The following is a 12,260-nucleotide window of genomic DNA, read 5'->3' as shown; positions in this document are numbered from 1 at the left end:
GCCCAGCTGCGTGGCTGCGCGCGCGGGCCAGCGCGCTGTTGGCAGTTCCACATTTCGGACGCCACTCCTGGATATGGAACGCCTGCAGCTGGTATTTTACGCTAACTTATTGATTTAAAGTAATTTACGCCCGAATGCACTACTTGGCATTGGCTTGGCATTAGTAGGACCAAACCTAACCGCCATGTTTAAATCTCAAAAAATATTCCTGGTCGACGACGACCCCTTCTGCCGCCAGCTAGTCGAGTACGCCATTCGCAGCGCGGGCTACGACGATGTGCAGGCCTTCGATAATGGTGCCGCGTGCCTCGATGCGCTTATCGAGGAGCCGGCCATCATTTTCCTCGACCAAATGATGGGCAGTGTATCGGGCACCGATGCGCTGAAAACCATCAAGCGCTTCAACCCCGACATCTACGTGGTGCTCGTGAGCGGCCAGCAGCAGGTGCAGGTGGCCGTGGACTCGCTCAAGTACGGGGCCTTCGACTATGTGGTGAAGGATGAGCAGCTCGCCGACCGGCTGGCCCTGGTGCTGGCCAAAATCGAAAAAATGCAGGCCCTGCTGGATAGCCGCCCGCCCGCCCGCCCCCGCTTTTTGTCTCTTTTCTCTTTGTTATCCAGCCTGTTAGTACTCCTAACCGGCAAAGCCTAAACCTGGTAGCCTCATGAAAAAAACCGTACACTCGCTCCCCATGCAACGCTTGGCCCTGGCGGCCTTGCTGGTACTAAGCCTGCTCAGCAGCTGCACCCAAAACCTGTTTCAAACCAAGCGCTCGACGCCCTGGTCTACGGCCCTGGCCGTGGGGCCCGACTACCAGTACCGCCTGCGCAAAGACGACAAAATCAGCATCAGCGTCTGGGACCACGAGGAGCTGAGCGTGGGCTCCATCTACAGCCTCTACAGCGTGAACGAGACGGATGGCAAATGGACCCTGGTAGACGCGGCCGGCAACCTCAACATGCCCAAAGTGGGCGCCTACCACGTCGAGGGCCTCACCATTGCGCAGGCCGAGGAGCAGCTGGAGCAGGTGCTGGGCAAGTGGGTCGTTAACCCCCAGATTACCCTCAAGGTGCTCAACCTGCAAGTGACCGTACTGGGGGAGGTGAATGCCCCCGGCAACCAGCGCATTGACAAAGAGCACAATACGCTGATTGAAGTACTGGGCAAGGCCGGCGACTTTGGCGTGTACGGCGACAAGCGCCACGTGAAAGTGCTGCGCCAGAATGCCCAGGGCACCAAAACCACCGAAATCGACCTGACCCAGCTCAACGGCTTTGAGCAAGACAACATCACCATCCTGCCCGGCGACGTGGTGTACGTGCCCTCGAAGAGCGGCAAGCAGTTCGACCGCAAATCGCCCTCCGTGCTGGGCATCGCCTCCATCATCAGTACCACCCTCATTTTTTTCCGTTACGTTTTATAACTGATTTGCCATGAATGAGTTGAAAGAAAATATGCGCCTGCTGCGCCCCCTCTGGACGGGCCTGCCCGTAGTGGCGCTTTGCACGGGCCTGGGCCTGACGGCCGCCTGGCAATACCTGCGCTACGCCACGCCGCTCTACGAGAGCACGGCCAAAATCAAGCTGGCCGACGTGAACGAGGGGCCGATTAACACCACCCTCCTCAAGAACCTGGACGCGTTTTCGGGCGATAACCGCACCAGCGCCGAGGTAGAGCTGGTGCGCTCACCCCTGCTGCTGGGCCGCGCCCTCGACCGCGTGCCCTTCGGCCAGAGCACCTACCGCGTGGGCAAGGTGCGCACCACCGAGCTGTACCACGCCAGCCCCTTCGTGGCCCAGGTAACGCTGCGCAACCCCAAGTGGGCCGAGGAGAAGTTTGACCTGCGCCTCAACGCGGCGGGCAGCGTGCAGCTGACGGCCCCCTCGGGTGAGCGCTCGGCCGGCCGGCTCGGCGAGACGCTGCACCTCACCGGGGCCGACGTGCGCATCACGGCCAACGACTCGCTGCTGCGCGCCCGCCCCGACCTGGCCCTGGCCGACCACTACCAGTTTGTGCAGCACGACCGCGCCCACCTGCTGGAGGAAGTAGCCGGCCGCCTCGACGTGACCAGCACCGACCGCAACGTGCCGGTGCTGCGCATCAACTACCAGAGCCCCGTGGCCCAGAAGTCGGCCGACCTCGTGAACGCGCTGGCCACGGTGTACCTGGAGGACTACCTGACCATGAAATACAAGGTGGTAAACTCGACGGCCGAAAACATTGGCACCCAAATCAAGGCCGTGCAGCGCACGCTCAGCCAGTCGGAAGACACGGTGCAGCAGTACCGCGACCAGAAGCGCATCGTCAACATCAACCAGGAAACCGACACCGACCTGCGCAAGCTGGCCGAGCTGAAAATGCAGCGCTCGAACCTGCAAATGAGCTTGGCCGCCGCCAACAACCTCTACAAGTACATGACCGATGGCAAGCGCAGTGCCCTGGAGATGGCCCCCAACTTCGAGGCCTTCAACGACGTGCTCTCGACCGACATCGTGAAGAAGGTGAAGGACTTGCAGGCCGAGCGCCACGACCTGCTGCTGCGCTTCACGCCGGAGGATGACAAGGTGAAAACCGTGGACATGAAGCTGGCCGACCTCAACAGCTACCTGCTGGAAAGCGTGCGCAACACCCGCAACACGCTCACCATCAAGTACCGCGAAATCGACCAGACCATCCGCCAGGCCCAGGATGCCTTCACCGGCCTGCCCAGCCGCGAGAAAAACCTGGCCATTCTGCAACGCGACTTCCAGCTCAACGAGAAGCTCTACACCTTTTTGCGCGAGAAGGAAACCGAGGCGGAGATTGCCAAGGCCACGCCCACCTCGTACCACCGCATTATTGCGGCGGGCGAGGTACCTACCGAGCCCACGTCGCCGCACCGCACGTTCGTGCTCGTTATCTCGGGCTTTTTGGGCATGCTGCTGGGTATTGTGCTCGTGTACCTGTGGTCGGTGGCCCGCTCGACGCCCGGCGATGCCCACGGCGTGCAAAAGGAAACTGCCACGCCGCTGGCGCTCACCATTCCGCACCTGGGCACGGGCCTCGAAGGCCGGCTGGCCTATTTCAAGCAGCTGGTAATCAAGCTTTCGCTGAAGGGCTTGCTCAACCCCGGCACCAAGCTGGTGGTAAGCGCCTTCACCGAGCAGGAAGGCCAGTCGTTCTTCTTTGAGCACCTGCACCAGGTGCTGGCGGCCCAGGGCCTGAAGCTGCGCGCCCTCACCCTGCACGACGCCACCTCGCCCAACCCCAGTGCCCAGCCCGACGAAGTGCTGCTGGTGCAAAACACGCGGCTCGCCCACGATAACCACGCCCTGGCCGTAATGCGCGGGGCCAGCGTCAACCTGTTCGTCATCGACGGCCAGGCCACGCCCACCGCCCGCCTGCTGGAGCTGGAGGAGCTCATCAGCGAGTTTGACCTGCCCAACGTGCAGCTGTGCCTCAACCGGGCGGGCTACGCGCACAGCCAGCTGGGCCAGCGCCTGCGCCGCCTCTTCACAAGCCAGCGCGCCATGCAGCCGGTAGCCAGGCCGCTGGCCATGCCGCTGGCAAGCCTCGACCTGCAGTCGTGACCCTGCCGCTGACCCTGCCGCCCTGGGCCACCCGCCTGGGGCGGCACCCGGTAGCCCCGCGCTACTGGGTGCTGGCCGGGCAGGCCACGGTGAGCGGCACCAATTTTTTAACCAACCTCTTCATTGCCAGGCTTTGCGGGCTGGCGGTGTTTGGCGAGTACAGCGCCTGGCAACTGGTGTTGCTGCTGGCGCTGGCGGTGCAGGGCGCGGTTATTACGCAGCCCATGCAGGTGGTGCTGGGCACGCTGCCGGCGGCCCGGCGCGCGGCCTACGGCCAGCTGGTGCTGGCCGGGCAGGTGGCCTTTAGCCTGCTGGCCGGGGCCGGGGTGGTGCTGGGGGCCCGCCTGCTGCCGCAGGCGGCCACGGTGCTGCCGGCTTTTGTGGTGGTGCTGGCCGCCGCCGGGGGCCAGGATACGCTACGCAAGCTGCTGCTGGCCCGAGGCAGCGTGCGGGCCGCGCTGCTTAGCGATGGGCTCTCGGCCGGCGGCCAGCTGCTGGTGCTGCTGGCCCTGGCCCTGCGGCCCGCGCCGGCCACCCTGGCGCAGGTGATGTGGGCCGTGGGCCTCACCACCGTGCCGGCGCTGCTGGTGGGTGGGTGGGCCCTGGGTGCCTGGCCCAGCCTGGGCGGCCTCGGCCGCTTTGGGCGGCGGCACTGGCAGCAGGCCCGCTGGCTGGTGCCCACGGCCCTGCTGCAATGGGGCTCGGCCAATGTGCTGCTGGTGTTTGCGGGCTGGGTGGGCTCGCCGGCCGTGCTGGGCGTGCTGCGCCTGGCCCAAACGGCGATGGGCATCTTCAACCTGGGCCTGCAAGCCGTGGAGAACTACGCCTTGCCCCGCCTCAGCCAAAGCTTTTCGCACGCCCCGGCGCAGTTTGCCGCGCAGCGGGCGGCGCTTACCAAAAAAATGCTGCTGGCCGCCGGGCCGGTGCTGGCCCTGCTGGCGCTGGCGGCCGGGCCGCTGGTGGCGCACTTCGGGCCGGCGGGCGGGGCCGGCTACGCGGCGCTGCTGCGCTGGTGCTGCCTGCTCTACGTGGTCATTTTGCTGGTGTACCCGCTGCGCCTCACGGTGCGCCTGCTGGCCGACTCGCGCCACTACTTCGGGGGCTACGTGCTCAGCATCGTGGCCTCGCTGCTGAGCGTGCGCTGGCTCACGGCGCACTTTCAGGCCAGCGGCGTGGTGCTGGGCTGGCTGCTGGCCCAGCTGGTGCTGGGCGCTTACTGGGCCTGGGCCGTGCGCCGGGCCGCTTCATCATCTAGCCTTGCTTTCGCATGAAAATCATTCATTTAATTCTGGGCAAAGCCAACCCCGAGCGCATGAACGGCGTGAACAAGGTGGTGCACGCGCTGGCTACCCAGCAGCACCGCGCCGGCCTCGACGTGGCCGTGTGGGGCATCACCGCTGACCTCTCCGACAACTACCCGGCCCGCGAGTTTGCCACCCGGCTGTTTGCGGCCCAGCGCAACCCGTTTGGCCTGGCCCCGGCCCTGGCCGAGGCCCTGCGCCAGGTGGCCGGCGCGGGGCCGGCGGTGGTGCACCTGCACGGGGCCTTCATTCCGGTGTACTTCACGGTGGCGCGCCGGCTGGCGGCGCTGCGCCTGCCCTACGTGCTCACGCCGCACGGCAGCTACAGCCCCGCCGCCCTGCGCAAAAGCCGCCTCACTAAGCTCGTGTACACCCGCTTTTTTGAGAGCTACCTGCTGCGCCGGGCGGCCCGCGTGCACTGCCTGGGCGAGAGCGAGGTAGTGGGCGTGCGGGCGCTCAATGCGCGGCTGGCCACCGCGCTGCTGCCCTACGGCTTCGAGCCGCCGCAGCCGGTGGTGCCGGCGGTGCCGGCCGCGCCGGGCCGCTTCCGGGTGGGCTTTTGCGGGCGCCTCGACGACCACCACAAGGGCCTGGCCTGCCTGCTAGCCGGCTTTGCCGACTTTGCCCGCCAGGTGCCGGCCGCCGAGCTGTGGGTTATCGGCGATGGCCCCGACCGGGCGCGGGTAGCGGCCTGGGCCCAGGCCGCCCCGGCCGGCTCGGTGCAACTGCTGGGCAGCCGCTACGGCGACGAGAAAATTGGCCTGCTGGGCCAGCTCGACGTGTTTGCCCACACCTCGCACTACGAGGGCCTGCCCACCGCCGTGCTCGAAGCCGTGGCCCTGGGTGTGCCCTGCGTGGTAACCGAAGCCACCAACCTGGGCAGCTACGTGCGCGACTTTGGCTGCGGCGAGGTGCTGGCCACCGCCTGCCCCACCCTGCTGGCCGAGGCCCTGCACCGCCTGCACGCCCGCTGGCTGGCCCAGGTGCCCGGCGAAAGCCTGGCCCCGCGCTGCCGCGACATGGTGGCCACCGCTTTTTACTGGCCCCGCCTCCTGCCCGCCTACCGGCAGCTCTACCAACAGGCCCTGGCCGCTTAACTCGTTCGTATGCAAGCTACTACTACGCCGCACCGCGTTTTTTTGCGCACCATGAGCGGGCTCCTCACCCTCATCATTCTCATCAAGCTAGCCGGTTTTTTTACCTGGCACAACGACGTGGGCACCACGCGCGTGCTCAAGCTGGTGAGCCGCCTGGCCATGACGGCCGCCGCCTACGGGGCCTACCGCCTGGTGCTGCGCCGGGGGGCCATCGACTCGTTTCGCTGGCACAACAGCTTTTCGCCGCTGCTCTACGGCGGCTACCTGCTGCTGGGCCTGGTGTCGGTGCTGTGGTCGACCAACCCCGGCTACTCGCTGCTGCAGTGGCTCATGGACCTGGAGACGCTGGTGTTTGCCTTCTACTTCGTGAAGTGCTTTTTGCTGCTCGATGAGTTTTTTCCGGGCAGCCCGGTGCGGTTCTATAATGTGCTGGGCAACGCGGCCTTCCTCATTCTGCTGGTGTTTCTGGGGGGCCTGCTGGTGGCGCCCGACGTGTTTTACCGCCTCACCCACGACGGGGAGGAGGCCCGCCTGGGCGGCTACCTCATGAACCCCAACGAGCTGGGTATGCTCTGCGTGGTGGGCATGGCCTGCCTCATGTTCAACTACTACCGGCGGCACCGGCCGGGGCTCACCACCCTCAAAATAGGGCTGCTGCTGCTGGCGCTCGTGCTCACGGGCTCGCGCTCGTCGCTGGTGGGCTGCCTGCTGATTGTGTTTTTTCACTCGCAGCAATCGAGCAATGCCCGCCTGAAAATAGCCGCCAACCTGGCTGCCCTGCTGGCCCTGCCAGCCCTGCTGCCGCTGGTGTTCATCAAGCAGGGGGGCCTGGAAGAAGTGCTGAGCATGACGGGCCGCCTGCCCTTCTGGCGGGCGCTGCTCACCGAGGCGCTGCCCCGCGAGCCGCTGCTCGGCTACGGCTTCATGCGCATCAGCTACGGCGAATATTTCCAGAGCGTGCACACCTACGCCGCCCAAATGGCCCACAACACCTTCCTCCAGGTGCTGCTCAACCTGGGGCTGGTGGGCTTCACCATTGCCCTGCTGCAGCTGGGCTTCACCATCCGGGGCTTCGTGCGCACCCCCGACCCGCAGCTGCGGCTGCTGGGCGTGGGGCTGCTCATCCCCATTCTCATCAACTCCTTCACCGAGTTCGGCATTTTTGGGATGACCAACTACGGTATCCTCTTCTACCAGATGCTCCTCTTCTTCGGTAGCCTGCACTACTACGCCCGGCTGTCGGCCCCCGAGCAGCACCGGCTGCGCCGCCGCCGCCCCGAGCTAGTAGCCGCCTAGGGTATAAGCAATTGACTTACAAAGTTTTGTGTTTAAAAATACTGCATCGTACGCCACCCAGACTCAGAAAATCATTTTTCACCCTCTTCCTTTTTCATTCCGATGAAACTGCCTTTTTACTCCCTGTCGGGCGGTGCCCTAACGCTGTTGGCCCTCGCCAGCGGCTGCGCCACCACCACCGAAACCAAGCGCCCCAACGCCGCGCTACCCACTAGCACGGCCGCCGTAGCCCTCAGCCAGCCGGTGCCCACCGCAGCCGCGCCGGCCGGGGCCCCCACCGCCCTGCCCGAGCCCGCCACCTTGTCGGCCCGAGAGCTGACGGCGGCCCGCGCCGCCGAGCGCACCCGCACGGCGGCCGATTACCGCACCCAGCTGGCGCGGGCCAATGAGGAGCTCAAAGCGCACCCCAACAGCGGCCGCGCCCTCTTTGAGCGCGCCAAGGCCAACTCCAGTCTGAAGAACTACAAGGCGGCCCGGCTCGACTACCTCACCGCCGCGCGCCTGCTGCGCGGCAACTCCGACGTGCACTACAACAAGGCCGTGAACGAGATGATGCTGAGCGAGTACCGCCTGGCTGCCGTTGACTTTACGAATGTCGTGCGCCTGCGGCCCGACGACAAGGAGGCGTTCTTCGGCCGGGGCGTGGCCAAAATGCAGCTCAACCAGCACAAAGCGGCCGTGGCCGACTTTACCCGCGCCCTGGCCCTGGACTCGCTGTACGCCGACGCGCTCGAATACCGGGGCATCAGCTACGCCTACACTGACCGCGAAAAGGAAGCGCGCCGCGACCTGAAAAAGGCCGTTCAGCTCAACCCCGAGGCCCAGAAAAGCCTGCGCCACTACACCACCAGCCTGGTGCAGAAATAAGCTGGCCGGGCCGCGCGCCCGCCTGCCCCCGAGCCAGCCGCAAGGGCTGCTCCCGCGCTCCACACAAGCCTAGCAAACCACCAATGGCTACCCTCAAAACCCTGGCCGCGCAGGCGCTGGGCACCACGCACAACCGCATTTTTGGGCTCGACTTACTGCGGGCCGTGGCCATCCTCATCACGGTGTATGGCCACGCCGCCATGCTGGTACCACCCGCCTACCGGTCGTGGCACAACCTGCCGGCCTCGGCCATCGACGGGGTCAATATCTTCTTTGTGCTCAGCGGCTACCTCATCGGCGGCATTTTGCTGAAGGCCCTCCTCAACCCGCATAAGCCTTTTTCCATCAGCCACTTCTGGCTGCGGCGGTGGCTGCGCACGCTACCCGCCTACCTGGTGGTGCTGGGCAGCGTGGTGGCCGTGGCCGCCGGGCAGCACAAGCTGCCGGCCGAGGTGTGGCGCTACTTCTGCTTCAGCCAAAACCTGGGCACGCCGCACCCCACCTTCTTCCCCGAGGGCTGGAGCCTGGCCGTGGAGGAATGGTTTTACCTGCTGTTTCCCATCACGGTGCTGGTGCTGGTGGGCCTGTTTCGTAACCGCCGGCTGGCGATGGCGGGCACCATCGTCTTGTTTCTGACGCTGCCGCTGGTGTTTAAGTACGCGCAGTATCAGCAGGGCAAAGGGCTCGACGCGGCGCTCTGGGATGCCTACTACCGCCGCGTGGTGGCCGCCCGCCTCGATGCCATTGCCCTGGGCGTGCTGGCCTGCTACGTGCAGCACTACCACGCCGGCCTGTGGCGCGGCCTGCGCCGGCCCGGCCTATGGCTGGCGGCGGGCCTGCTGGCCGTCACGTTCCTGTACCCCAAGCTGGGGCCCAACGTGTTGTTCTACAACGTATGGCTGCGCCCCCTGCTCGAAGGGCTGACGGTGCTGCTGGTGCTGCCCTTCTTTTCGCAGTTGCGCTATGCGCACTACACCCCGGCCATGCGCGGCTTCACGCTGCTGAGCCTCATTTCCTACTCCATGTACTTGCTTAATAAGTCAGTGCTTATCAAGCTGGTGCTGGTGCCGCTCACGCAAGCGGTGCTCACGCCCCGCCTCGGGGCGGGGGGCTGGCTCGTGGCCTACGCCCTGTACTGGGGCCTGCTGCTGCTGGGCGCGCTGCTGCTCTACACCTACGTCGAGCAGCCCTTCATGCGCCTGCGCGATGCCTGGGCCAAGCCCCAGCCGGCGGCCCCGGTGCCCGGGGCCGCGCTGGCGGCGCAACCCCGCTAGGGCGCTGCTTCGCCCGCCCGAACTCACCCCCCAAAGCGGGGCTAGCTCTTCGGCGCTGGCCCCGCTTTGGGGGTTATGCTTGTGCCACAGTAGTTTGCAAGCCAGCGCAGCTACCAAATCTGGGTCCGGCGGGGGGCGTTTCCCGGTCCGGCTGCGCGGGCCGGCCGGCCGGTTGTGGTAGTGGGACGGGGGCCGGCCCTGGTGCCCCAGCGCCCGCGCTAGCCCTACTACGCGCATTGCCGCCCGCCGCCCGCATTCCAGATGCTGGAAACCCATTCCACCAATTGGACTTCCAGACGTAAAATCCCGAAATTACTCCTTGACTTTCAATAACTTAACGCAAAGTTAATCTTTGGCATCTGCTTGGCCTTAGGGTTGGCATGACGCATTCACTACCTCCTACTACTTCTCTGCCCACGAGTGCGGACCCGGCCGGCCTCCCCGCGCTGCTGGCCCGGCTGGGCTACGCGCCGGTAGCCAGCGGCGGGGTGCGCCTGCGCGGCTGCCACAACCCCGATGGCAGCCTGCGCTGGGCCTGGCCCAGCACGCTGCGGCAGCCGCTGTTTCTGGAGTTTTACAGCGCGGCCTCGCCCAAGGCGCGGCTGTTTAGCGCCTTGGTGCGGCTGGTGTTTTTCTGCCGGTTGCAGGGGCTGTTTTTTCGGCGGCTACCGGGGCGCTTTGCCGCCACCGGGCAGCAGGCGTGGCCGGCGGCGGGCTTTGCGCTTTTCACCGGCACGCCGGGGCCCAACCGCAAGGCCGTGTGCTGCTACGACGCGGCCCCCGGCCAGCGGGTGTTTGCCAAGCTGCCGCTCGGCACCGCCGCCCCCGCCAAGCTGCGCGCCGAAGCCGACCACCTGGGTCGCCTGGCCGGCCTCGATGGCACCTTTGGCCGGCCCAAAGTGCTGGGTTTTGAGACCAGCCACTTGCTGCAAAGCGGGGTAAAAACGGCCGGTGCCCACCGCGCCGCCCACTTTGGCCCGGCCCACGCGGGCTGCCTGGCCGAGCTGCTGGCCGCCAGCCAGGTGCGGCAGCCGGTGGCCGCCAGCGCCATCTGGCGCACCATCGAAAGCCAGGTGGCCAGCCTGCAAGCTCTGGCAGAAACCCGCGTGCCCTTCGGCCTGCGCACCAAGCTGCACCACCTGCGCCAGGCCATTGCCCCCGAGCGCCTGCTCACCTTCGCCTTCGCCCACGGCGATTTCACGCCCTGGAACTGCTGGGTGGGCCCCGACGGGCTGGCCCTCTACGACCTGGAGCTAGCCCTGCCCGAGGCCCCGCTGCTCTACGACCTCTTCCACTTTGAGGTGCAGCAGGCGCTGCTGGTGACGCGGCGGCCGGCCACCGCCACCAAGGCGCGGGCGCTGGCCGTGGCCGGCGAGTACTTCGCCACCGTGCCGCCCGCCGAACTGGCGCTGGCCTGGCAGCTGTACTTGCTGCACCAGGTTTCGACCGGGGCCCTGCTCTACCACGCCCAGGCCGACTGGCACGCGCAGGTAAGCTGGCTGCTCACGGGCTGGGCCGACCTGCTGACCCTGGAGCTAGCTCCCGCCGTGGCCCACCGCCAGCTGGCGCTCTACGATTTGCTCGACCGCATGCAGCTGCTGCCCCAGCCCGGCGTGGTGCTCAAGCCGCGCGCGGCCAATGCCTACTACCCCGGTCCCACCTCCGACCTCGACCTGCTGCTGGGCCAGGCCGATGCCCAAACGGCCGTGCGCTTTCTGCAGGATTTTCCGCTGGTGCAGTCGGCGGCCGTGCGTCCGGCGGCGCACATGGTGTCGGTCGATTGCCTCTTCAAAGACGGCTCGCTGCTGTCGGTTGACCTGCTGCACGCGCTGCACCGCAAGGCCCTGCGCCTGCTCGATGCCAGCGCGGTGCTCGGCCAGGCCGAGCGGGCGGTGGCCGGCGTGCCGGTGCCCTCGCTGCTGCACGACTTTGCCTACACCTGGCTCTTCTACTGGCTCAACCAGAGCAACATGCCCCTGCCGCACCTGCACTACTTTCAGCGCCAGGCCCCGGCGCAGCAGGCGGCCATGCTCGCGCATTTGCAACAGGCCTACGGCATCACGTTCAGCTGCCTGGGCTGCGCCAGCGTGTATAACTCGGCCAAGGATGGGCACGTGCGCTTTGCCCTGCGCCAGGCCCCGGCCAACGGCCGCCTGGCCCGCAAGTGGCGCGGCCTGCGCTACCTGCTGCACACGGCGGCCGAGTTTGTGCGGCCGGGCGGCTTGGTCATCACCTTCAGCGGGGTCGATGGCGCGGGTAAGTCCACCGTTATCGAGCACGTGAAGGAGAACCTCGAAAAGAAGTGGCGCAAGCGCGTGGTCGTTATCCGGCACCGGCCGTCGGTGCTGCCCATTCTCAGCGCCTGGCAGTATGGCAAGGCCGGGGCCGAGGCCCGCAGTATCCAGAGCCTGCCCCGCCAGGGCCAGAACCACAGCCTGGCGTCGTCGCTGGCCCGCTTTGCCTATTACTACGCCGATTATGTAGTGGGCCAGGTAGTTATCTGGACGCGGCACACGCGGCGCGGCCACGTGGTGCTCTACGACCGCTACTATTTCGACTTCATCAACGACGGCCGGCGCAGCAATATTCACCTGCCCGCCCGCTTCACGCAGGCCCTCTACGCGTTCGTCAACAAGCCCCGGCTCAACTTTTTCCTGTACGCCGACCCGCAGGAGATTTTGCGCCGCAAGCAGGAGCTCTCGGCCGGCACCATTACCCAGCTCACGCAGCAGTACCAGGCGCTGTTTGGCCAGCTCGGCAGCCGCTACCGGCGCTCGCGCTACGTGCCCATCGAAAACCAGGACCTGGATACCACGCTGGCCCTCATCGGCCGCTACATCCAGCAGGAAATCTAG

General features: G+C 66.4%; 9 protein-coding genes. All 9 read left to right on the top strand.

All coding sequences use genetic code 11. The features are described 5' to 3' along the window. Positions 1-184: 184 nt before the first annotated feature. The 9 genes from ACYVGC_RS04050 (at position 185) to ACYVGC_RS04010 (ending at position 12,260) form a co-directional block, all read left to right on the top strand. Entirely contained in the window at positions 185-652 is a 468-nt protein-coding gene (locus ACYVGC_RS04050; RefSeq protein WP_460582507.1) for a DNA-binding transcriptional response regulator, read from the top strand. 13 nt (positions 653-665) lie between these two features. Continuing rightward, the gene (locus ACYVGC_RS04045) at positions 666-1,424 is read left to right on the top strand and encodes a polysaccharide biosynthesis/export family protein (RefSeq protein WP_460582506.1); all 759 of its coding nucleotides are present in this window, start codon (positions 666-668) and stop codon (positions 1,422-1,424) included. A gap of 10 nt (positions 1,425-1,434) precedes the next feature. Continuing rightward, positions 1,435-3,570, top strand: coding sequence for a GumC family protein (locus ACYVGC_RS04040; protein WP_460582505.1), 2,136 nt, complete (start codon positions 1,435-1,437; stop codon positions 3,568-3,570). Next, entirely contained in the window at positions 3,567-4,841 is a 1,275-nt protein-coding gene (locus ACYVGC_RS04035; protein ID WP_460582504.1) for an MATE family efflux transporter, read from the top strand. Before ACYVGC_RS04040 ends, ACYVGC_RS04035 begins: the two co-directional genes overlap by 4 nt. Beyond that, positions 4,838-5,968 carry a glycosyltransferase family 4 protein gene (locus tag ACYVGC_RS04030; protein ID WP_460582503.1) on the top strand — a complete coding sequence of 377 codons (1,131 nt, stop codon included), beginning with the start codon at positions 4,838-4,840 and terminating at the stop codon, positions 5,966-5,968. Before ACYVGC_RS04035 ends, ACYVGC_RS04030 begins: the two co-directional genes overlap by 4 nt. Before the next feature lie 9 nt (positions 5,969-5,977). Then, positions 5,978-7,264, top strand: a complete 1,287-nt coding sequence (locus tag ACYVGC_RS04025) for an O-antigen ligase family protein (protein WP_460582502.1) — start codon at positions 5,978-5,980, stop codon at positions 7,262-7,264. A gap of 102 nt (positions 7,265-7,366) precedes the next feature. Next, positions 7,367-8,131, top strand: coding sequence for a tetratricopeptide repeat protein (locus tag ACYVGC_RS04020; RefSeq protein WP_460582501.1), 765 nt, complete (start codon positions 7,367-7,369; stop codon positions 8,129-8,131). Positions 8,132-8,214: 83 nt separating this feature from the next. Further along, a complete protein-coding gene (locus ACYVGC_RS04015; protein WP_460582500.1) occupies positions 8,215-9,405 on the top strand; it encodes an acyltransferase family protein in 1,191 nt (396 codons plus the stop codon). A gap of 380 nt (positions 9,406-9,785) precedes the next feature. After that, complete coding sequence (locus ACYVGC_RS04010) at positions 9,786-12,260, top strand: nucleoside/nucleotide kinase family protein (RefSeq protein ID WP_460582499.1); 2,475 nt, start codon at positions 9,786-9,788, stop codon at positions 12,258-12,260.

The organism is Hymenobacter arcticus (assembly GCF_054779975.1).
This window is presented reverse-complemented; position numbering and strand designations above follow the sequence as displayed.